The 21,205-nt window shown below is 68.9% G+C and carries 18 protein-coding genes and 3 pseudogenes; 6 read left to right on the top strand and 15 right to left on the bottom strand.

All coding sequences use genetic code 11. From position 1 onward, the window contains the following. From mshB to VKA29_RS21430, 7 genes and pseudogenes are all read right to left on the bottom strand, one after another. Entirely contained in the window at positions 1-861 is an 861-nt protein-coding gene (gene mshB / locus VKA29_RS21460) for an N-acetyl-1-D-myo-inositol-2-amino-2-deoxy-alpha-D-glucopyranoside deacetylase (RefSeq protein ID WP_324787507.1), read from the bottom strand. A 171-nt stretch (positions 862-1,032) separates the two neighbouring features. Further along, positions 1,033-1,560 (bottom strand): annotated as a pseudogene (locus tag VKA29_RS21455) (DUF6584 family protein). A gap of 50 nt (positions 1,561-1,610) precedes the next feature. Beyond that, positions 1,611-2,069 carry a hypothetical protein gene (locus VKA29_RS21450; protein WP_324787506.1) on the bottom strand — a complete coding sequence of 153 codons (459 nt, stop codon included), beginning with the start codon at positions 2,067-2,069 and terminating at the stop codon, positions 1,611-1,613. A 112-nt stretch (positions 2,070-2,181) separates the two neighbouring features. Further along, positions 2,182-2,439 (bottom strand): hypothetical protein, encoded by a 258-nt coding sequence (locus tag VKA29_RS21445; protein WP_324787505.1) that lies wholly within the window; start codon positions 2,437-2,439, stop codon positions 2,182-2,184. Next, positions 2,436-2,783: a hypothetical protein gene (locus VKA29_RS21440; protein ID WP_324787504.1), complete on the bottom strand. Its 348-nt coding sequence runs from the start codon at positions 2,781-2,783 to the stop codon at positions 2,436-2,438. The genes VKA29_RS21445 and VKA29_RS21440 overlap by 4 nt, the downstream gene beginning before the upstream one ends. Before the next feature lie 80 nt (positions 2,784-2,863). After that, positions 2,864-3,796 (bottom strand): helix-turn-helix domain-containing protein, encoded by a 933-nt coding sequence (locus tag VKA29_RS21435; protein WP_324787503.1) that lies wholly within the window; start codon positions 3,794-3,796, stop codon positions 2,864-2,866. Positions 3,797-4,022: 226 nt separating this feature from the next. Beyond that, a complete protein-coding gene (locus tag VKA29_RS21430; RefSeq protein ID WP_324787502.1) occupies positions 4,023-4,490 on the bottom strand; it encodes an ATP-binding protein in 468 nt (155 codons plus the stop codon). Between the two features lie 186 nt (positions 4,491-4,676). On the opposite strand from VKA29_RS21430, the gene VKA29_RS21425 reads away from it, so the two are divergent. Further along, complete coding sequence (locus tag VKA29_RS21425) at positions 4,677-4,976, top strand: NIPSNAP family protein (RefSeq protein ID WP_324787501.1); 300 nt, start codon at positions 4,677-4,679, stop codon at positions 4,974-4,976. An 8-nt stretch (positions 4,977-4,984) separates the two neighbouring features. On the opposite strand, the gene VKA29_RS21420 is transcribed toward VKA29_RS21425, so the two are convergent. Next, positions 4,985-8,524, bottom strand: coding sequence for an AAA family ATPase (locus VKA29_RS21420; RefSeq protein WP_324787500.1), 3,540 nt, complete (start codon positions 8,522-8,524; stop codon positions 4,985-4,987). 313 nt (positions 8,525-8,837) lie between these two features. On the opposite strand from VKA29_RS21420, the gene VKA29_RS21415 reads away from it, so the two are divergent. From VKA29_RS21415 to VKA29_RS21400, 4 genes and pseudogenes are all read left to right on the top strand, one after another. Beyond that, positions 8,838-9,716, top strand: coding sequence for a helix-turn-helix transcriptional regulator (locus tag VKA29_RS21415; RefSeq protein WP_324787499.1), 879 nt, complete (start codon positions 8,838-8,840; stop codon positions 9,714-9,716). Continuing rightward, a complete protein-coding gene (locus VKA29_RS21410; protein ID WP_324787498.1) occupies positions 9,713-9,922 on the top strand; it encodes a DUF397 domain-containing protein in 210 nt (69 codons plus the stop codon). Before VKA29_RS21415 ends, VKA29_RS21410 begins: the two co-directional genes overlap by 4 nt. 213 nt (positions 9,923-10,135) lie before the next feature. Then, positions 10,136-10,389: pseudogene (locus VKA29_RS21405) on the top strand (Imm7 family immunity protein). 159 nt (positions 10,390-10,548) lie between these two features. Beyond that, positions 10,549-10,698 carry a DUF397 domain-containing protein gene (locus VKA29_RS21400; RefSeq protein WP_324787561.1) on the top strand — a complete coding sequence of 50 codons (150 nt, stop codon included), beginning with the start codon at positions 10,549-10,551 and terminating at the stop codon, positions 10,696-10,698. A 52-nt stretch (positions 10,699-10,750) separates the two neighbouring features. Here the strand turns inward: VKA29_RS21400 and VKA29_RS21395 are convergent, their stop codons facing one another. After that, on the bottom strand, positions 10,751-10,945 hold the full coding sequence (locus VKA29_RS21395) for a hypothetical protein (RefSeq protein WP_324787496.1): 195 nt from the start codon (positions 10,943-10,945) through the stop codon (positions 10,751-10,753). Positions 10,946-11,121: 176 nt separating this feature from the next. Here VKA29_RS21395 and VKA29_RS21390 point away from each other — a divergent pair, with 176 nt between their 5' ends. Beyond that, positions 11,122-13,293: a S9 family peptidase gene (locus tag VKA29_RS21390; protein WP_324787495.1), complete on the top strand. Its 2,172-nt coding sequence runs from the start codon at positions 11,122-11,124 to the stop codon at positions 13,291-13,293. 379 nt (positions 13,294-13,672) lie between these two features. On the opposite strand, the pseudogene VKA29_RS21385 reads toward VKA29_RS21390, so the two are convergent. The 6 genes and pseudogenes from VKA29_RS21385 to VKA29_RS21360 all read right to left on the bottom strand — a co-directional run. After that, a pseudogene (locus VKA29_RS21385) lies at positions 13,673-13,953 on the bottom strand (oligopeptide/dipeptide ABC transporter ATP-binding protein); the annotation flags it as partial. Between the two features lie 468 nt (positions 13,954-14,421). Then, positions 14,422-15,555, bottom strand: coding sequence for an oligopeptide/dipeptide ABC transporter ATP-binding protein (locus VKA29_RS21380; RefSeq protein WP_324787494.1), 1,134 nt, complete (start codon positions 15,553-15,555; stop codon positions 14,422-14,424). 12 nt (positions 15,556-15,567) lie between these two features. Continuing rightward, complete coding sequence (locus VKA29_RS21375; RefSeq protein WP_324787493.1) at positions 15,568-16,629, bottom strand: ABC transporter ATP-binding protein; 1,062 nt, start codon at positions 16,627-16,629, stop codon at positions 15,568-15,570. A gap of 21 nt (positions 16,630-16,650) precedes the next feature. Continuing rightward, the gene (locus tag VKA29_RS21370; protein ID WP_324787492.1) at positions 16,651-17,631 is read right to left on the bottom strand and encodes an ABC transporter permease; all 981 of its coding nucleotides are present in this window, start codon (positions 17,629-17,631) and stop codon (positions 16,651-16,653) included. A 95-nt stretch (positions 17,632-17,726) separates the two neighbouring features. Further along, positions 17,727-19,529, bottom strand: a complete 1,803-nt coding sequence (locus tag VKA29_RS21365; RefSeq protein ID WP_324787491.1) for an ABC transporter substrate-binding protein — start codon at positions 19,527-19,529, stop codon at positions 17,727-17,729. A gap of 84 nt (positions 19,530-19,613) precedes the next feature. Continuing rightward, a complete protein-coding gene (locus VKA29_RS21360; RefSeq protein ID WP_324787490.1) occupies positions 19,614-20,648 on the bottom strand; it encodes an ABC transporter permease in 1,035 nt (344 codons plus the stop codon). Positions 20,649-21,205: the final 557 nt, after the last annotated feature.

The following is a 21,205-nucleotide window of genomic DNA, read 5'->3' as shown; positions in this document are numbered from 1 at the left end:
TCAGGAACCCTCCCCGAGGCCGGCGAACAGGTCGCTTCCGCCCGGCTCCGCGCCTTCCCCCCGCACCAGTTCGTAGTACTCGGTGGTGAACAGCGGTTGCGCGAGTTCGTTGGAGAGCGCGAAGTACGGCTCGGCGACCTCGATCTGGGTGGCGTGGGCGCGCATCGCGGCGGCCTTGGCGGCGGAGGCGTGGGCGGTGCCGTCGATCCGCGTGGTGATCAGCGCGTCGTCGACCACGCCCGGTACGTCCCGCACGGCGGCGCTCTTGGCGAAGGGCAGCCCGGGCAGGTCCGCCGCGAGCCGGGCGAAGGCGTCCTCGACGACGGTGCGCGGGGCGCGGTTGACGTAGACGCGGGGGATGTCCCAGCCCTCCGCGGCGGCCAGTTCGACGGCGCGCAGGGCGACGCGGTGGGCCTGGATGTGGTCGGGGTGGCCGTAGCCGCCGTTGTCGTCGTAGGTGACCAGGACCTGGGGGCGTACCTCCAGGATCACCTCGACCAGGTGCCGGGCCGCCTCGTCGACGTCGGCCTGCCAGAAGCAGCCGGGGTCGTCGTTGTCGGGCAGGCCCATCATCCCGGAGTCGCGGTAGCGGCCCGCGCCGCCGAGCAGCCGGAAGTCGGCGACGCCGAGTTCCCGCATGGCCGCGGTCAGCTCGCCGAGGCGGTACTCGCCGAGGGCCGCGCCGGTCAGGTGCCGCAGCTCGGGCGGGATGACCTCGCCCAGTTCACCGAGGGTGCAGGTGACCAGGGTCACGTGGGCGCCCTCGGCCGCGTACCCGGCCATGGTCGCGCCGTTGTTGATCGACTCGTCGTCCGGATGCGCGTGCACCAGGAGCAGACGCCGAGCAGGCAGTTCGGTCATGCCGCCCACCCTACGAGGCCCCCGCCACGAAACGGCACGGCGGCCTGCCCGGCTTTCCTGCCAGACACCGCGAGATCATTTGGGACTCGTCATCGAGGGTCCCGCTCACGGCGGTTCTGGACGGTCTCACGAACCTTGAGCAGCGCTTCTCACAAGCCCGGGTGACCCGATTCAGCTGAAGAGGGCAACGAGGCCATTCACCCAAATCGCGAGGAACCCAAGGGCCGCCACCAGGCAGCCGACGCCCGCCAGCACACCGCCGGCCGTCCACGGCTCGGAGGGCGCCTCTTACTCCCCTTCCAGGTCGTCCCGGTAGGAGGCGGGGTCGTCCCAGTCGACGGGGTGCCCCAGTTCCTCGGCGCAGGCGGTCCGCACCGCGACCAGCTGCTCCTCCGCGAAGACGGTGGCGGCCTTCGCCTCTGGGCCCGGCCAGGCGAGGGCTTTCATCCGCCACCCGGGAGACCCGTACCGCGTTTGGAAGGCATCGGTCTCGTCGGCGTTCCGGTCCTCTTCGAGGTACATCCAGCGTCCGGCCTCGGCGGCGTCGCCGTAGAGCCGGTACACCTCGGCCAGACGACGGCGGAGGGTCAGGTCGTGCGGGAAGGACGAGATGAGACCGCGCAGGCGCTGACGCGCGACGGGAACCCGGCCGGCTGCCAGGTCTGCATCGACTCGGGCAAGGGTCTCTCTCAGGGGCATGAACGCATGATCGAGTACCGCACTGACCTACGTCGACCTGGTTTCGCCGCTCAGCACTCGCTCGATCTTCCCGGCATCAGCCGAATTCGATGTGCACCACTCGATGGCGATCGAAAGCGGGCCACGATCTGGTGTGCGTATTGGTCGTCCAGGCCGAGGTCTTGGACCACTCGATGGGCTTCCGGGATCCGGCCCGTCTCGCACAGCAGCCGAACAAGGACGTACAGGGCACCACGATCACCGTCTTCGGCGCGATTGCGCAGCGCCGACCCCATTCCCCGCTCGCGAAGCGACGCGTTGAGTCTCCGACGTGCGTGGAAATCCGTGAGAGCGCGCTCCGTGAGTTCCGAGAGCCGTCCCGCACGGGCGAGCAGATCCATGTGCCAGAGATGGCTGTCGTGTCTGGAGGGATCGGTGGAATAGCATTCGGCGTGGGTACTTACCAGCTCGATCGCTACATCCCAATCCCGGCGCTGTTCCGCTGCCCGGGCTTGCTCGAACCACTCCACAGGATGAGTATCGCGTAGCGCTGCCTCGTACCGCATCGTGGGAATGATCGCCGACGAACGTCCCTCAGGATCAAGCCCCACCGCCGCCTGCGGAATACTCTTGACCGCCTTCTCAGAAGCTCAGGTAAGTAATCTGGACGATGTAGACGCGCTCGCTGCGCACCACGACCTGATAGGCGAACATGCCGCCGGGGACGGTGACGTCACCGCCTCTGGGATCGACGCCGTCGTGAGCTCGTCCGTGGACGTGTAGCGCTTCGGCAGCCCGGACCAGCTCATCCGCCTTTCTCTCCACCGCGGCGAGAAACCCGGCGGGAGCGGTACGAGCGGTTTCCTCCGCACCGAAGGCGTACTCCCATTTCCAGCTCACCCGCGTACTGCCTTCATGGCTTCGTCCAGCACTGCACTCAACTCACGCAGGGCTTCGCGGGCGACGACGGAGTCCTGGTGTTCCAGGTCGGCCTTGGCGCGAGCGTGGCGGGTGGACAGGTCGGGGCGACGGGCGATCTCGATGTCCCTGGCCCAGATCAGCACCCAGCTCTGCACGGGGCTCAACGACTGCCACTCCACCGCCTTGGCGAAAGCTTCGTCCTTCGTGGCCTGCATCTCCTCCAGGCGGGCAGGGTCGACCACGGCGAGTGCCGTGCGCAGGGCGTCGGGGGTCTGCTGGGGGCGGGGGATCAGCTCGTGCCCGTGATCGGCCTGAGTGCTCATGGTGTCCTCCAGTACATGCCCCGGCCAGAGTATCCGGCGGGGACCGCGCCGGAACGGGACACGGCTGACGTGGTTGCGCATCAGAGGGCTCCCCGAAGGTCGGAGCGGCACTGGCGGCAGCGGCCGGGGGTGGGGGCGCGGAAGGCCCGGTCGCAGCCGTCGCAGTTCTGGAGAGGGTGGCGGGTAGGTGGTGGCGAGTAGGGCGCGCGCAGCGGGGGCGGCGGCGGGAGCTGAGCAGCGAGGCGGTGGGCCAGGAGGGCCGCGGGGCGGCGTACGCCCTCGGGCGGCAGGTCGGCGGTCAGGGCGCGGCGTACGGCGGCGGGGGCGACATCCCGCTCCAGCCAGGCGGCGACACCAGGGGCCAGGTGAGCCGTGTCGAGGGCGGACAGCAGCACCCGGGAGTCGTGGCGGTGGAGGTCTGCGAGCAGGTCGGTCGCGGCTTGGAGGAGTGCTGGGGCGGCGTAAGCGGGGCTCGGTACGGCGGGGAGTGGCTTGCGGGGGTTTCGCTTCTCTCGTGCCGTCCCCGTGGGGTGCATCCCGTTGCCCTCGCCCGCCTCCCGCCGCTGCGGTGCCGCAGGGGTTCGAGCCTCCGGGCGAGCGTGCGCCTCGGCGTGGTGGTGGCGGGCCGCCGCCGGCTGGTTGCAGGAGACCGTGCGGGTGACGATGCGGCCGGTGGCGGTGCGGACGCGTTCGCGGCGCAGGTAGCCGTGGGCCTCCAGCTCGCGCAGGGCGGCGGCGATGCGGGTGGCCCCCTCGGGGAACCGCGCGGCAAGGGTCTTGATGTCGGCCGGAGCGCCTTTCGGCAACGACTGAAGATGCGTGCCGAGCCCGATGGCGAGGAGCGAGAGCTCCCTGTGCTGGGCCAAGTGGTTGCCGATCACTGTGAAGCGGGCGTTGTGGCGGGTGTTGTCGTGCTGGAGCCCACCGGCATTGCAGTGGACCCGGTTCGGGTTCTTGTTGCCCGCAACGCGAGCCTGGGTGCGCGGGGGCACGCTAGGGTTCTGGGTATCCATCGGGAAGCTCTACCTTCCTCGGTGGTCAGGCCCTCGCACTGGGATTGCAGTCCCGGCGGGGGCCGTCTCATGTCTGCGGTTGTGGTGGTGCGTTGCGCTGAGCGTCGGGCCTCGGAGGCCGCGAAATCCAGTCCATTCGGGGATGTTCACCCGCCCGAGTGAGCACGGGCCACGGGCGGGAGGGGTGGGGTTTGGCGAGGTGCTTTCCCCCTGAGTCTTTGGTCTTTCAGCCGCCGACGGCACCGGAGCGCGAAGATACGGGTTCCGGTGGCGTAAGGCTCAGTTCGGCCCAGACGGTCTTGCGCGGGAACCGCCCTTCGGTCACTCCCCAGCGGTCGGCCAGCGCCTCGACGAGCACCAGGCCCCGGCCCGACTCGGCCACGGCGTCGGGCACCTGGCGCGCGGGCAGCCGGTCGCCGCGCGTGTCGGTGACTTCGATGCGGAGCGTGGCACCGACCACGTAGAGCGTCAGGCGGAAGCTGCGCCCGGGGACGCGACCGTGGGTGGCCGCGTTGGCCGCCAGCTCCGCGACGACGTGGCTCGCCTTTTCGTGCGGAAGCCCCCAGCTCCGGAGCGCGTCCACCGCGAGCAGACGGGCGAGGCGGGCACCGCGCGGGGTGGACGACAGCAGCACGGTGGAGTTGCGGATGGAGCGGTCGAGCTGGGGCCCGGAGGCGGCGGTTTCGTGGATCACAACAACTCAGCGTTGCCGCACGAGTGCGCTGTGAACAGGGGTAAAGCCGATAGGTATGGTGACTGTCTGTCGCCTGGCCAGCGCTGTCCGGGGCTGTCATGGCCGGCCGAAAGGGCGTCAAGCGAATCCTGGCTGGGAGACAGGGGGCAGTAGGGCGGTGCGGCCTTCGCGGGCATGATGTACGGCATGCCGAAGACCACGCAGTTGCGCACGTACACCGTCCGGGACGGCCTGCTCGACGAATGGGTCGAGCGGTGGCGGGGGGAAATCGTCCCGTTGCGGCTGGAGTTGGGGTTCACCATCGGCGGCGCCTGGGTGGACCGGGAGCGCAACCAGTTCGTCTGGCTGATCTCGTACGAGGGCCCTGAGACCTTCGCCGAGCGCAACGCGCAGTACTGGTCGTCGCCCGAGCGCAAGGCCATGGGCCTGGACCCGGACGACTACCTCCTCCACACCGAAGACCGCACGGTCGACGGCGTCTACTGATCACTCAGTCAGGGGGCGAGCGGCAGCAGGTGCTGCCGCCGTTCCTCCTGGGTGAGAGTGCGAAAGACCCGTCCTCGGGCAGTCGCCTCCAGCCGGTCGTAGTCCGGATCCGCCTGCCACAGACGCGCCGTCCCGTCGGCCGATGCCGTGAGAAGCCGTGCACCGTCCGGGGACCAGGCCACGGACATCACCTTGTCCTGGTGCACCCCCACGACTGCGATCTCCTCCAGCGTGGTGGCGGACCATACCCGTACGGTGCGGTCGTCGGCGCAGGTGGCGATGCGCCAGCCGTCGGGTGACCAGGCCACGGAGCGGACCCGCCCCTGGTGTCCCTTCAGCACCTCGACACGGCGACCTGTGACGGCGTCCCACACAGCGGCCGTCCAGTCACCGGAAGCGGTGGCGATCCTCGTCTCGTCCGGGGACCATGCCGCTTCCTCCACGTAGTTGTCGTGGCCGCGCAGCACTGTGAACTGCCGCCCCTCCCCGATGTCCCACAGTCGGCACGTGCGATCGTCGGAGCAGCTGGCGAGCAGCCGTCCGCTCGGTGACCAGGCCACGCGCCCCACCCAGTCCTGGTGTTCCGTCAGTTTGAGCAGCTCGGTGCCGTCCTGCGCGGACAGGACCCGCACAGCTCCGTCGTGGCCACCCGTGGCGATCCGGCCACCGTCCGGGGACCATGCGCATCCCTCGACGACCTCACCGTGTCGTTCGAGCAGCGTGCCGCCGCGCCCGTCGGTGATCCGGAACAGGCCGTCGTTGGCGCTGATCGCGAGCCGTTCCCCCTGGGGAGCCCAGGCGACGGCCCAGACCCGGTCCTCCAGCTCCACCACTGGCCCCGCCGGTACGCCGGTGACCGCGTCCCACACACGTACGGTCCCGTCGTCCGAGGCTGTGGCGAAACGGCTGCCGTCGCCGGACCACGCAGCCTGGTTCACCGGGCCACGGTGCCCATCGGCCAGTACGGCCTCCGCGCCGCGCGGGCGCAGGTCCCACAGCATGCAGGCGCCATCGGTGGAGCCGGTGGCCAGCTTGGTCCCGCAGGGCGACCAGGTAACACCCCACACGGTGTCTTCGTGGCCGCGCAGGACCGCCAGAACCTTGGCGTCCTCGGTAGCGACGATGCGCACGGTGCGGTCGGAGGAGGCACTGGCCAGCATCCGCCCGTCAGGCGACCAGGCCAAGTTCCACACGTAGTCGGTGTGCCCTCGCAGCAACAGACGCAGGTCGCCGGTCTCGGCGTCCCAGATGCGGGCAGTGTGGTCACCGGAGCCGGTAGCGATGCGCCGCCCGTCCGGTGACCAGGCGATGCCCTCCACGAAGTCCGAGTGTCCGACGAGTGTGGTGGCCGCCCTGCCGGTCGTCAGATCCCACACGATCGCGGTCTGGTCGTGCGCTGCGGAGGCGAGGCGGTTGCCGTCCGGCGACCATGCCACGCCCCACACGTCGTCGCCGTGTCCGTGCAGCTCGTGCACGAGCCGTCCTGTGTCGGCCTCCCAGATGCGTACCGTCCGGTCCTTGGAACTCGCCGCGACATGCCGGCCGTCAGGCGACCAGGCCACCTGCCTGTTGAGGTCTTCGGCACCGGCGAGCAATCGGACCGGCTCCCCCGAGGCGGCATCCCAGATCCGTACGACACGGTCCCGCCCGGCGGTCGCAACCCTCGCCGAGTCCGGTGACCAGGCGACGGACTCGACCATGACACCGTCGCAGGGCAGCACCAGCAGTGTCCGTCCGGACGGCGCGTCGTGAACGCGAGCCGTGCCGTCCCGGGACGCCGAGGCCAGCATGCGTCCGTCGGGTGACCAGGCGATGTGCCGGACGGTATCGGTGTGTCCGTCGATCCGTGCGCGGAGGTGACTCGCCGCCAGCGCCGCCATCAGCCCACGCCTGGCCGCAGGTGTGGGCGTGCACTCGCCGAGCGCGGCCAGCGAGAGCAGCAGGGAACGCTCCGGGTGGCTCTCCGCACTCAGGAGGACCTGGCGGCCGATGCTGTCGGAGATGCGGCTCAGGAAGGACAGGTCGCGGCGCTGCGAGGACTCGACGAGCGCGCGGGCGGGTGCGGAAGCCTGCCCGGACTCCTCCAGCGCTTCGAGCCACCGCCGGGCCGTCGTGAGGCGCTCCCCGGTGAGCAGATAGTCGTCGCTGCGTCCGGCCCTCTCCCAGTCGGCCGCCCACCGGTCCAGTTCGGCGCGCTCGCGCAGCCGTTCCGCCCATGCCTCGACCTCCTGCCGCAGCGGGGCCCACTGGCGGAACAGGGCCTCATGCGTCACCTGCGCGCAAGGTTCATCGCCGACTACGGTGCCACCACCCGCGACGTCTGTGCGCAGCAGCCGCGCCTCGATGAACGCATCGACGACATGCCGTTCCGTCTCGTCGAGTTCGGACAGCGGGACATGCCTGCGAGCCACGTCCTGACCTTCGACAGTGACGAACCTGAGCAGAACCCGGAGGACGAAGTCGATGCCCCCGCCCGCACCGAGGCCGGCCACGGTGTTGTCCGCCTGGCGCGCCAGCGCGCCAGGCACTCCCCCGAGCCGCCGGTAGAGCTCCTCGGTTACCGTCCCGCCGGGGCCGGAGGCGAAGTACAACTCCTGAAGGAGGTAGGCGAGCAACGGCAGGGCGTCGTCTGTCCCGGTCTCGCGCACGATGGTGTCGACGACTCCGGGTTCGAAATCAAGACCGACGAGGGCCCCGGGTCGCTCCACGACATCGGCGAGCTGCGCTCTGCCCAGTGTGCCGATGGCGACAGGGTGCTGGAGGAGCTCCGCGTGTCCGGTGCCGAGCAGCCGGCCGAGCAGGTCCACCCGAAGAGTGACCAGTACGCGGACCGCAGGATCCTGTTCCACGCAGACACGCAACGCCTCGAAGAACTGAGCGCGTTCACGCTCCCCTGCCAGGGTGACGACCTCCTCGAACTGGTCGACCACGAGGAGTATCCGCCGGAACCGGCCACCGCGCAGCCGCGACAGCTCACCGCGCAGCGCGTCCGGCCCCTGGCGCAGCCTGCGCAGTACGACGCTCGCCGATTCCTGCCCGTCGGCGGCGGCCGCCAGCGCACCCGCGAGGGCCCCCAGCGGATTGGGGCCGGGAGCGAAGGCCGGTACGACGGTCCAGCGGCGCTCCCGAAGCCGGGGCATCACCCCGGCTCTGACCAGCGAGGATTTTCCACTTCCTGAGGCCCCGACCAGCAGCAGGAACCGCTCGGCGGGGCGGGAAGCCGTGGCATGCAGTCTGCGTGTCAGCTCGGCAGCCTGCGCCTCCCTGCCGAAGTAGACGGGCGACTCGTCCTCGTCGAACGCGTCGAGACCCGGATAGGGAACTCGGTCACGCGGCCACTCGATCCGGGGCGGCGGCGGATTCTCCAGCCGGTAGACGACGACCTGCCCGACCACAAGGGCCACGATCAGTACGCCGATGGCCGGAACGGAGAACCTCTGAATCGCCTCCAGAGCCCAGGGAACCCTGTCGGTGCTGGTCGCATAGTTGGTGGCGATCCCGAGTAAGCAGGCGACCAGCGCCAGCATGATCTGGAGCGCGACCTGCATACGGTTCCTCATCGGACACCACACACGACCGGTTCGCCATCTGCCAGCACCGCTCAACCCCCGTTCCGCCGGTCCGGGAAGACCGGCACCACGTCATCGGTTCATGACCATCTTCTGGGGCCTGACGAGAGCGTTCAACGGGGCCTACGGGTTTCGGTCAGGCAGGGCAGAGCCGGGCCCACAGGATTCACGCGACTGTCGACAGCGCTGATTTAGTGACTGTCCGAGCTTTGTCCAGTTCTGTCCGGGCCGGCCGGAGTGCCGCGGACAGGGAGAGCGTCGTTACCAGGTTCGAACGGAGGGAGGGCGCGGAATGAGCGTGGACAGTAACGCGGGACGGCTCAGCACGGGCGAAGTCGGCGAGCCGGGCTGGGAGGTGGATCCGGAGGACGAGTGGGGACTCGCGGTGGTCGCCACGGTGGGGCGGCAGTTGAGACTGCGTCGAGAAGCCAAGGGGATGCGGGCCGTGCAGTTCGCTGAGGCCGTCGGCTATGGCGAGGACATGATCTACAAGATCGAGAGCGGAAAGCGGATCCCTCGACCGGAGTTCCTGGAGAGGGCGGACGAGTTGTTGGGAGCGGGCGGATTACTCTCGGCGATGAAGGAGGACGTGAAGAAGGTCCGCTACCCCAAGACAGTTCGCGACCTTGCGCGGATGGAGGCAAGGGCAGCCGAGCTGACCGCGTACGGCACCCACAACCTGCACGGCCTCCTGCAGACGGCGGACTACATGCGGGCGCTGTTCGAGATGCGGCGGCCGGCTCACCCGCAGGACGAGGTGGAGCGGCTGATCGGTGCGCGCATGGCCCGCAAGTCGATCTTCGAGCGTGAGCCTGCGCCGGACCTCTGTTTTGTCCAGGAAGAGGCGACACTCAGGCGCCCACTCGGGGGCAAGATGGTGCTGCGTCGCCAGCTGGAGCACCTTCTGGAGCTCGGCCACATGAGGAACGTGGAGATCCAGGTGATGCCGATCGAACGCGCGGTCCACGCCGGTATGGGAGGAGAGATCCAAGTGCTCAAGTTCGCCGACGGCACGGCAGTTGGCCGCGCCGAAGGGGACTGCGGAAGCCGGCCGGTCTCTGATTTGAAGCATCTGCGGATCATGGAACTGCGGTGTGGCATCATCCGGGCTCAGGCTCTCTCGCCAGAGGAGTCGCTGGCTTTCATCGAGCAAGTGATGGGGGAGACATGATCCGGAAGAGCCCAGAGGAGAACGCTGCGACGCTGCGGTGGTTCAAGAGCAGCCACAGCGACAGCAGCAACAGCAACGAGTGCGTTGAGGTTGCATCCGCCCTCGGGATCATCCACGTCCGCGACTCCAAGCACACCGTCGGCCCTCGCCTCCAGCTCTCACCGGAGGCTTGGGCCGACTTCGTGCCGTTCGTGTCCGAGGGCTGACGGCCTACTCGGCCTCCGGCACTTCGACATCTCCGCTCAGCGAACGGGCGATGACCGTGAACTCGCTCGCGGCGACTGCGGATTAAGGCATCTCCGGCGGATCACGCTGCGGCCGGAAGGTCAGGCGGGTCATCTCACGACGATCGTGGGATGTAGTACCACGGGTGGATCACGGTCAGGGAGACCGCGGCCGATGACGACGATGAGCTCCGGTTGCGACAGATCGTCGATGAGCTTCGCCTTCGCATCGTCCAGCTGGACAGCCCGTACTTGCTTGACCTCAGTTGGATGAACGGCGAGCCGTTCATCCAACTCGGCGGCTATTCCAATCACCGCTCGTCGCCTGACGCGGTCGAACTGTTCGAGCATGTGGCCGCGGTCGCCCTGGTTCCTACGGACTCCTCCACGTTCGCGACGACGAGGACCCAGGTCACGAGAACGATGTACGCGTGCTGAAGTTGGTTTGAGGTATGGTCACGCATCACACGGAGACGCTGCTGTCCCCGTACATGCCGACGGTGGAAGATCCCTGCACGGGCTGAGGCGTCGTCGGCGCATCACGCTCGCAGCCAAAGCCGGATCGCGGCCACCGTGACAGGACGACGGCGGCACGTCCGCCGACTGCCATACGCCGAGCGGGGATTGACTCCTGCGTCGAGGTCGCCACCGACCCCCGTGCCCTTCACGTCCGTGACTCCAAGCACGCCGACGGGCCCCGGCTGGTCTTCACGCCCGTCGCGTGGGCCGGCTTCGTGCCGTACGCGGTCGGGGGCTGATCCAGGGGGCAGGCCGTGCCTGCCGGGCCCCGTGGGGCCCGGTGGGCCGCGGTCAGAACTTGATGCTGCCGATCATGCCCGCGATGTTCGTCGTCAGATCGCTGATCGTGGGCGCGATGGTCGACGACGCGAGGTAGAACCCGAGCAACATGCAGACGACCGCGTGTCCGGCTTTCAGCCCTGACTTCTTGATCAGCAGGAAGACGATGATCGCCAGCAGCACCACCGCCGAAATCGAGAGTGCCACGGCGGCTCACCTCCAAAGATCCCAAGTGCACGGGGGGTCGGACCAAGGGGCAGAAAAATCCATACAGTAGCCAGCGGGTTCATACCCACTGTGCGCCAGTGATCATAACTATCAAGACGCGCGCATCGGTCGGCGCACGGCCGCACAAGGGGGCGCATGGCCAATATGGTCATGGCATGACGATGAGGTCTGATTCCTTCCCCCGCCGGCACGCCCGCACCCAGCGCTTCACCCTCGGCGCGCCGCGTTCGTTCACGGTCTCGCCTGATGGCAGCCGTGTCGTGTTCCTGCGCTCCAGTTCCGGTACGGACCGGACGAACTCCCTGTGGGTTCTCGACGTGGAAAACGGCCGAGAACGGTTGGCGGCCGACCCGGGCGCGCTGCTGGGCGGGGCCACCGAGAACCTCCCGCCCGAGGAGCGCGCGCGGCGCGAGCGCAGCCGCGAGGGTGGCGCCGGCATCGTAGGCTACGCCACCGACACGGCCGTGGAGTTGGCCTCTTTTGCCTTGTCAGGGCGGCTTTTCACGGCCGAGCTGCGGGCCGGTACGGCACGTGAACTCACCGTCCCCGGACCGGTGGTGGACCCCCGCCCCTCCCCCGACGGCCGGCACGTGGCGTACGTCGCACAGGGCGCCCTGCGGGTGGTCAGCGCCGAGGACGAGGGCGAACGGGCGCTGGCCGAGCCGGAGTCGGCCAACGTCACCTACGGGCTCGCGGAGTTCGTCGCGGCCGAGGAGATGGACCGCTCGCGGGGCTTCTGGTGGTCGCCGGACTCGACCCGGCTGCTGGTCGCGCGGGTGGACGACACGCCGGTGCAGCGCTGGTGGATCTCCGACCCGGCTCGCCCGGAACGTGACCCACTGCACGTCCCGTACCCGGCGGCGGGTACCGACAACGCGGACGTGCGGCTGTTCGTGATCGGTCTGGACGGGGTCCGCACGGAGGTGTCCTGGGACCGTCGCCGCTATCCGTATCTGGCCCGTGTGCACTGGTCAGACGCGGGTGCGCCGCTGCTGCTGGTACAGGCGCGCGACCAGCGGAGTCAGCTGTTCCTGGCGGTGGATCCGGAGTCGGGAACGACCCGGCTGGTGCACGCGGATGAAGATCCGATTTGGCTGGATCTTTTCCCTGGAATGCCGTGCTGGAGCCCCTCCGGACAGCTCGTGCGCATCGCCGACGAGGGCGGCGCGCGGGTGCTGACGGTCGGTGAACGCCCGTTGACCGGACCCCAGTTGCACATCCGGGCGGTGCTGGACGTCACCGCCGACGACGTGCTGGTCTCCGCGTCGGCGGGTGAGGCGGCCCTGTCCGGCGACGGGTCCCCCGAGATCGGCGAAGTACACGTCTACCGCGTCAACGAACTTGGCTTGGAACGTGTGTCCCGGGAACCCGGCGTGCACTCGGCGGTGCGCGCCGGGGGCGTGACCGTGCTGGTGTCCGCCGTGCCGGACCGACCGGGGCCCCTGGTGCAGGTGTTGCGGGACGGGAAGCAGGTGGCGGTGATCCCGTCGTACGCCGAAGATCCCGGTTTGTCCCCGCGCGTGACACTCGCACTGGGGGGCGCACGGAAAATCCCGTGCGCCGTGCTTATGCCAACGGACTACCACGGTGACACTCCCCTCCCGGTCCTCCTCGACCCCTACGGCGGTCCGCACGCCGCCCGCGTGCTGGCCGCGCACAACGCGCACCTCACCTCGCAGTGGTTCGCCGACCAAGGGTTCGCGGTCGTGGTCGCCGACGGGCGGGGCACACCGGGCCGCTCCCCCGCCTGGGAGAAGGCCGTGCGGGACGACATCGCCGCGGTCGTCCTCCAGGACCAGGTCGACGCGCTCCAGGCGCTCGCCGCCGACTTCCCGCTCGACCTCGGCCGGGTCGCCATCCGCGGCTGGTCCTTCGGCGGCTACCTCGCGGCGCTCGCGGTGCTGCGCCGCCCGGACGTCTTCCACGCGGCCGTGGTGGGCGCCCCGGTCACCGACCTGCGCCTGTACGACACCCATTACCAGGAGCGCTACCTCGGCGATCCCGGCGAACGGCCGGAGGTCTACCGGCGCAACTCGCTGATCGACGACGCCGGTCTGGTGGACGCCGCCGAGCCGCACCGGCCGATGATGATCATCCATGGCCTGGCCGACGACAACGTGGTGGTCGCCCACTCGCTGCGCCTGTCCTCCGCCCTGCTCACGGCCGGCCGCCCGCACGAGGTGCTGCCGCTGTCCGGCGTCACGCACATGACCCCGCAGGAGACGGTCGCGGAGAACCTGCTCTGGTTCCAGCTCGACTTCCTGCGGCGTTCGCTGGGACTGGAAGCGGGACCGGAAAACCCCGCAAAAGCACGCGAATCGCGTTAACACGCAAGCAACTTCACGGAAGCGGTACCGATATACGGACGCGCGACGCTGAACAGCGTACGGCCGTGCGGGTGCCGTGAACGGGCCGGGATGCGCCATGTCATCCCGGCCCGTTGCCGTGCTCCCCGGCCGACCCGGCCGACCCGCCCCCGGCCGGTCCAGCCTGCGCCGCCCAACCCGCCTGCGCCGCCTGTCCGGCCCGCCTGCGCCGCCTGCCCGCCGGCCCCGCCTGGCCCGCCTGCACCGCTGCCCGCTGGCCCCGCCTGCCCCGCCTGCCCCGCCTGCCCCGCCTGCGCGGCCTGCCTGCCGGCCCCGCCGGCCCCGCCGGCCCCGCCGGCCCCGCCTGCGCCGCCTGCGCGGCCCGCCCCGCCCGCCCCGGAGCGGGCCGCACGGGGGACGCCGTCGCCGCCTCCGCGATGTGGCAGGCCGAGGCGTGCGCCGCCGGGCCGCCGGACAGGCGGTACGCGGCCGGTACCGCCAGCAGCGGCACCTCCCGGGCGCAGCGCTCCCCCGCCTTCCAGCAGCGGGTGCGGAACCGGCAGCCGGAGGGGACGTTCACCGGGGACGGAACATCGCCGGTGAGGATGATCCGTTCCCGGCGCTCGCGGGTGTCCGGGGCGGGCACGGGACTGCGGACAGCAGGGCCCGTGCTGCTTCGTGTTCCAGCATGCTGACGAACCATGCCCACCCGGCCGTCGTGCACGGACTTGGCCGGCTTCGTGCGGGCCGGTCCCGCCACCGACGGGTATCGGCGCAAACGCCCCACGACGCACACGCACCCCACCGTTCGGGGTGACGGGCCATCCGGATGGCCGCCCGCGAAGAGGGAACCGCGCGCTCCGGTCCCGCGTCTCATCACAGACCCGGGGGCGGCGGTTCCGGCACTCCCCTTTCAGCCGGCCGCCCGCACGGAACCGGACCTTCGCGGCCCATCGACCCGAGCCCACGGACGTCCGGTCCCCGGGGACACGAAGGCCCGCGCCCTCCACCCGGGGCGCGGGCCCTCACCGCACGAGGCGATTCGCCTCGCGGCCGCTCTTCGCCGCGGTGACCGCCGCTCGCGGTGACCACTGCCGGCGGTCACCGCGTCTCGCGGTCACGTCTCCTCGCGGTTACTTCTCCTCGCGGCTACTTCTCCTCGTCGCCGGTCTCCTCCAGGGCGGCGAGCGCCGGGTCCAGCACGATGTCCTGCTCGCGGGCCTCGATCGTCGGCTCCTCCGGGAAGTGACAGGCCGTGAGGTGCCCGTCGCGGTTGCCGGAGAGCCGGACCAGCGGGGGCTCCTCCGTCGCGCACTTGTCCTGCGCCTTCCAGCAGCGGGTGCGGAACCGGCAGCCGGACGGCGGGGAGATGGGGGACGGCACGTCACCGGCCAGCCGGATGCGCTCCCGGCCGCCGCTGTCGTCCGCATCCTCGGAGAGGTTCACCTCGGGCACGGCGGACAGCAGGGCGTGGGTGTAGGGGTGGCGGGGGCGCGTGTAGATGGAGTCGCGGTCGCCGACCTCGATGATCTTGCCCAGGTACATCACCGCGACCCGCTGCGAGAAGTGCCGTACGACGGCCAGGTCGTGGGCGATGAACAGGAACGCGATGCCGAGTTCCCGCTGCACCTTCTGGAGCAGGTTGACGACCTGCGCCTGGATGGACACGTCGAGCGCGGAGACCGGCTCGTCCGCGACGATCAGCTTGGGCTCCAGGGCCAGGGCCCGTGCCACGCCGATGCGCTGACGCTGGCCGCCGGAGAACTCGTGCGGGAAGCGGTTGTAGTGCTCGGGGTTGAGGCCGACGATCTCCAGCAGCTCGCGCACGCGCTTCTCGCGGCCCCCGTCGGGCTCGATCCCGTTGATCTCCATCGGGCCGGAGATGATCTTTCCGACCGTCTGACGGGGATTGAGGGACGAGTACGGGTCCTGGAAGATCATCTGGATCTCGGACCGGATGGGCGCGAGCTGCTTGCGGCTGGCGTGGGTGATGTCCTGGCCGCGGTAGGAGATCTTCCCGGCCGTCGGCTCCATCAGGCGCGTGATCAGCCGGCCCGTGGTCGACTTGCCGCAGCCCGACTCACCCACCAGGCCGAAGCTCTCACCGACGCCCACGGTCAGGTCGATGCCGTCGACCGCCTGCACGGCGCCGACCGTGCGCCGGACGGGGAAGCCGCCCTTGATCGGGAAGTGCTTGGTCAGCCCCTCCACGACCAGGAGGGGGTCGCCGGCCGCGTCGGTGCCGGTCTCCCGCGGCGCGGGGAGGACGAGGTCCTCTGTCATGACGTGGTCCTCCTAGCCCAGACGGGGCTTGATCTCTTCGACGAAGATGGTGCGCTTCTGCTCCGCCGTGAGATGGCAGGCGGACGCCCTGTCGGGGCCCAGCAGCGGGAGTTCGGTGAGGCAGCGGTTGCCGCCCACCCGGTCCTTGAAGGTGCAGCGCGGGTGGAACCGGCAGCCCGAGGGCGGGGTGAGCAGCGAGGGCGGGGCGCCCGGAATCGGCGTGAGGGGCGCTTCGAGGTCCGAGTCCAGCCGCGGCATGGAGTTCAGCAGGCCCCAGGTGTAGGGGTGCCGCGGCGCCCGGAGCACCTCGTTGGTGGTGCCGCGCTCGACCGCGCCGCCCGCGTACATCACCATGATGTCGTCGGCCATGTCGGCGATGACGCCGAGGTCGTGCGTGATGAAGATGATCGCCGAGCCGAACTCCTGCTGGAGGTCCTTCAGCAGGTCCAGGATCTGCGCCTGGACCGTGACGTCCAGGGCGGTCGTCGGCTCGTCGGCGATCAGCAGGTCCGGGTCGCACACCAGGGACATGGCGATCATCGCGCGCTGGCGCATACCGCCGGAGAACTGGTGCGGGTAGTCCTTCGCCCGCTCCTTGGGGTTGGGGATGCCCACCTTGCCGAGCATCTCCACCGCACGGTCCCAGGCGTCCTTCTTCGAGGCCCCGGTGTGCTTGATGAACGGCTCGGCGATCTGCCGGCCCACCGTGTAGTACGGCGACAGCGCGGTGAGCGGGTCCTGGAAGATCATGGCGACCTTGTTGCCGCGCAGCTTCTCCAGCTCCGACTCCCGGGCGGTGGTCAGCTCCTGTCCCTCCAGGAGGATCTCGCCCTCGACGGTGGTGAACATCGGGTTGTGCAGCCCGAGGATCGTCAGGTTGGTGACGGACTTGCCGGATCCCGACTCGCCGACGATGCCCAGGGTCTTGCCGCGCTCCAGGTCGAAGGAGAGCCCGTTGACGGCCTTCACGACGCCGTCCTCGGTCTTGAAGCTGACGTGCAGGTCCCGCACCGAGAGGAAGGCGCCCGCGTCGGCCGGCACGGGTGCTCCGGCTTCCTTGGTCAGAGTGGTCACGACTGTGCTCCTAAAGACGGCCTAGGACAGCCGCACGCGCGGGTCGATGAAGGCGTAGCAGGCGTCGACGAGGATGTTGAACAGCAGGATCATGGCGGCGGAGAAGAGCATCACGCCGAGCAGCAGCGGCAGGTCGCTGAACTGCACGGCCTCCACGGCGAGATGGCCGAGTCCCGGCAGGCCGAAGGTGTACTCCGTGATGATCGCGCCGCCCAGCAGCGAGCCGAGGTCGATGCCGAAGATGGTGACGATCGGGATCAGCGAACCGCGCCAGGCGTACCGGAAGAACACGTACTTGCGGGACATGCCCTTGGCGCGGGCGGTGCGGACGTGCTCCTCCTGGAGCTGCTCGATCATCGAGGAGCGCGCCATACGCGTGTACTGCGAGGCGAAGATCGTGGACAGCACCACCCAGGGGATGATCAGCCCGGAGAACCAGGTGACCGGGTCCTTGGTGAACTCGTTGTACGCGGGCTTGTCGAAGATGTGCGACTGGTACACCAGCGCCGCGAGGGCGAGCGGGCCCAGGAAGTAGATCTGCATCGAACTCAGCACCATCGACCCGGCGGTGACCGTCTTGTCGAGCATGCTCCCCCGCTTCCAGGCGGCGAGCATGCCGGTGCCCAGGCCGACCGCCAGGAAGACCACGGCGGCACCGATCGTCAGCGAGACGGTGGTGGGCAGACGGTCCGTCAGCGTGGACCAGACCTGGTCGTTGGTGTGGTACGAGTACCCGAAGCACGGGGCGGGGCAGGGACCCTGGGCGAAGTCGCTGCTGCCCAGGAAGAGGTTGTGCAGGAAGATCCCGTACTGCTCGGGGATCGACTTGTCGAGCCCCAGAACGTGGTGGATGTTCTCGATGTTCGCGGGGGTACACGTCTTGCCGCACATCAGCAGCGCCGGGTCACGGGGCATCCCGAAGAACAGCACGAATGTCACGATGCTCAACAGGAAGAGGATGACGACGGCACCGAGGATCCGGCGGACGAGGAAGCGCAGCATGACAGGGGCAGCTCTCTGACGTCGGCAGGCCGGGCGGTACCCGGTGCGGTGTCGCCCTCGTGGGGCTCACGCACCGGGTACCGGTCGGACGGTGGTTACTTGATGAACAGACGACGCGGGTCGAGGCCGCCGATCACGTCGTCGTAGACGAGGCCGCCGACCTTGGAGCCGGCGATCTGGGTCTGCTTGTAGTAGGCGGTCGGAACCTCGTTGACCACCTTGGTGAGCAGGTACTTGTCGAGCTTCTCCCACTCGGCCGCGGACTTGACCGGGTCGGTGATCTTGTTGATGCGGTCGATCTCGCTGTTCACGTGCGGGTCGTTGACCTGCGAGTAGTTCTGCGAGCCGTCGGCGATCAGCCGGCCGTCGTACAGCGGCGGGAGGACGGTGGAGGCGGACGGCCAGTCAGCGCCCCACGCGGTGTGGAAGATGTCGTAGCTGTTGTTGACCTTGCTGACCTGGTCGTAGTACGACTCGGCCGGGATCTCCTGGCGCTGGACGTTGAAGCCGGCCTTCTTCAGACCCGCCGCCATGGCCGTCGAGTACTGCTGGCCCTCGTTGGTGTTGATGTAGGCGAAGGTCAGCTTCATGTTGAGCTTGCCGGCCTTCTTCAGCAGCTCCTTGGCCTTGGCCGGGTCACCCGCGGGCTTCTCCTTCTTGCCGAACGGGTCGAAGGAGGCGTCGTAGCCGCTGACGGTCGGGCTGAGCAGGCCGCCGGCGACCTCCATCGCGTCCGTGCCGCCGTAGGCGCGGACGAACGGCGTGACCGGCAGCGCGTAGGCGATGGCCTTGCGGACGTTGATGTCCTTGAGCTCCGGCTTGGCCATGTTGATGTTCATCTGGCCGACGTACGGCTGGTAGCCGGAGACGATGCGGGACTTCAGCTTCGGGTCGGCGAGCACCTTGGACAGGTTGCCCGCGTCGACCGCGTTGCTGAAGCTGACGCCGGTCTGGTCGGCGCCGGTGTCGGCCAGCAGCGCCTTGGTGGACTGCTCGTACTGCTGGTTGAACTGGATGTTGAACTGGTCCACGTACTGGTGGCGGATCGGGTCCGTCTTCGCGTCCCAGTTGGTGTTCTTGACGAGCACCATCGACTTGCCCGACTTGAACGACTGGATCTTGTACGGGCCGCTCGTCATCGGCTTCTTGTCGTACTTCTCCTTGGTGTCGCTCTTGGCGGAGACGACGGAGTAGCCCGACATGGCGAGCGCGTACGGGAGGTCCGGGTGCGCCGTCTTGAAGTGGAAGACGATCGTCTTGTCGTCCGGCGTCTCCATGACGCTGTCAGGCAGGTGCTTGCCCTTGTACGGGCCGTCCTTCAGCAGCTTGCGGTAGTCCGTGGAGTCGGCGAGCCACTGCTGGATGTAGCTCGGGCCCTGGTTGATGAAGGGCGCGAACAGCCGCTCGAAGGTCTGGCGGACGTCCTTGGACGTGATCGGCGTGCCGTCGGCGAACTTGACGCCGTCCTTGAGCGTGTACTTCCAGGTCTTGCCGCCGTCGGTGGTGGTGCCCGAGTCGGTGGCGAGGTCGCCGACCACCTCGTGCGACTTGCCGTCGTCGCTGGTCGCCTTGTAGCCGGTGAGCCCGCGGTGGATCAGCTGCGAGAGCGCCATCTCGTCGGAGACGTAGATCTGGCCCGGGTCCAGGTGGGCGAAGCTGTCACGCTGGAGGACCTCCATCGTGCCGCCCGCCTTGGCGCCCTTCACCTCGGCCGCGGGGCCCTGGGAGGCCGCGGCGTCGCCGAACTTGATCGAGGATTGCTGCCGCTTGGCGTTCTCCTCGCTCTTCTTGTCATTCTTGCCGGTGTCGCTGCCGCCCTTGCTGCAACCGGTGAGCACGAGTGCCCCCGCCGCCAGCACGGACAAAGCGGCGTATGCGTGGCGTCCGCCCCTACTCATCACTCAGTTTCCACCCATCTGTGTATCACCAGTGCCGAATTCGGCCGTGCGGTATCCGGGGCGAGGACGCCCACAATCTGTCGGTCAGCGAGCCGTCTTGGGGTCGAAGGCGTCCCTGACCGAGTCCCCGAGCAAGTTGAACGCGACGACGAAAATGATCATCGAGATGCCGGGGAAGAACATGTACGTGATGTCGTTCTGCAGCACGAGCTCGGTCGACGCCTTGGAGAACATCTGGCCCCAGTCGGGCGTGGGCTCGACGATGCCGACACCGAGGAAGGACAGGCCGGCCTCGATCGTCACGAAGTTCGGCAGCATGTAGGTCGTCTGCACCAGCAGCGGCGTCACCACGTTGGGGAGCAGCTCCTTGCGGATGATCCGCCACGGGGACGCTCCGCTCACCCGGGCGGCCTCGATGAACTCACGTTCGCGCAGGGCGAGTGTGGTGCCGCGCAGGATGCGGGCGAGGCTCATCCACCCGAGGACCCACTGGACGACGATCAGCGCGACCACGCGCACGTAAGTCGGCGTCTCGTCACGCGGGCTGACGAACAGTGAGACCACGACCGGCATGCTCGCGATGAAGAACAGCTGCGAGGGGAAGGCGAGCAGGAAGTCGATGACGCGGCCGATCGCGTAGTCGGCCTTGCCGCCGAGGTAACCCGCCGTCACACCGAGCAGGATGCCGGTCAGCACGACCGCGAGCGTCACCGCCACGGAAATCATCAGCGAGGTGCGGATGCCGAAGATCAGCTTGGTGAACACGTCGTAGCCGTTGCCCGGTTCGAGACCGAACCAGAACTCGCCGCTGATGCCGCCGTTGGGCTGCACCGGGACGCCCGCGCTGTCGAAGAGTTCGGGGCGCTCGTCCGCGTAGATCGTGTACGGGTCCTTGCCGTACAGCTTCGAGATCAGCGGCGCGGCCAGTGCGACGACGAAGAAGAACGCCACGACGCAGGCCGAGATCACCCCCGTGCGGTCGCGCTTGAAGCGGATCCACATCAGCCGGCCGGGGGAACGCCCCTCGAGCTGATCGGCCTCGGCCTTGGCGTGAGGCTGCGGGGTGCCGTCGACGACGACCGACGCCTCGCCGCCTTCAACGTCGATAGGACTGGTCACAGTTGGCCCATTTCACAGGTGTGGGTGTACCGGGTCGCCGACCGCCGCGGGATGTGCGCGGTCACGGACCGGATCATGGGGAAGCCGCAGCCGGACGCGCGTAGCGTAACCACGCGGTGAGCGGCCTGCGCAATCCTCAGAGAGAACTGCCGTATGCGGTGAAGCAGTTGCGGGCGACTGTCGACCTGACCCACTTGGTGCTCGTGACACCGCGCATGGGGCTCCTCCTCGTGACTGCACATGCTCACCGACGATTGGGGGCCCACGCCTGTCCTCCGTCACCCCTGACGAAGGGTCAGACACCCCCTGGTGCTCTCGTGAGTCGCCGCTGTCCCCACAGCGAGACCCATCGACCCGAGCGCTACGCGGCTAACTATCTGCCATGAGCCGACGGCCGAACCACTGTCTTTAAATCTCAATTCAGTCACAGCTCGTGCGTACTTCTTCCGAATTCTGGACAAACGGTTCGGGACGAGAAGGCCGCGAAACGGACTTGTTACATGGCTATCGGGCAGTGATCTCCGCATTTCGGACACCTGGCGCCCGAAAACCGGTTG

The organism is Streptomyces sp. H51, assembly GCF_035656535.1.
GTDB lineage: Bacteria > Actinomycetota > Actinomycetes > Streptomycetales > Streptomycetaceae > Streptomyces.
This window is presented reverse-complemented; position numbering and strand designations above follow the sequence as displayed.

Excerpts from the sequence above, each read along its gene's own strand:
- VKA29_RS21435 (WP_324787503.1), bottom strand. The coding sequence starts at position 3,796 with ATGGATACCCAGAACCCTAGCGTGCCCCCGCGCACCCAGGCTCGCGTT.
- VKA29_RS21420 (WP_324787500.1), bottom strand. The coding sequence starts at position 8,524 with ATGCAGGTCGCGCTCCAGATCATGCTGGCGCTGGTCGCCTGCTTACTC.
- VKA29_RS21440 (WP_324787504.1), bottom strand. The coding sequence starts at position 2,783 with ATGAGCACTCAGGCCGATCACGGGCACGAGCTGATCCCCCGCCCCCAG.
- VKA29_RS21415 (WP_324787499.1), top strand. The coding sequence starts at position 8,838 with ATGAGCGTGGACAGTAACGCGGGACGGCTCAGCACGGGCGAAGTCGGC.
- VKA29_RS21365 (WP_324787491.1), bottom strand. The coding sequence starts at position 19,529 with ATGAGTAGGGGCGGACGCCACGCATACGCCGCTTTGTCCGTGCTGGCG.
- mshB (WP_324787507.1), bottom strand. The coding sequence starts at position 861 with ATGACCGAACTGCCTGCTCGGCGTCTGCTCCTGGTGCACGCGCATCCG.
- VKA29_RS21380 (WP_324787494.1), bottom strand. The coding sequence starts at position 15,555 with ATGACAGAGGACCTCGTCCTCCCCGCGCCGCGGGAGACCGGCACCGAC.
- VKA29_RS21390 (WP_324787495.1), top strand. The coding sequence starts at position 11,122 with ATGACGATGAGGTCTGATTCCTTCCCCCGCCGGCACGCCCGCACCCAG.
- VKA29_RS21425 (WP_324787501.1), top strand. The coding sequence starts at position 4,677 with ATGCCGAAGACCACGCAGTTGCGCACGTACACCGTCCGGGACGGCCTG.
- VKA29_RS21410 (WP_324787498.1), top strand. The coding sequence starts at position 9,713 with ATGATCCGGAAGAGCCCAGAGGAGAACGCTGCGACGCTGCGGTGGTTC.
- VKA29_RS21370 (WP_324787492.1), bottom strand. The coding sequence starts at position 17,631 with ATGCTGCGCTTCCTCGTCCGCCGGATCCTCGGTGCCGTCGTCATCCTC.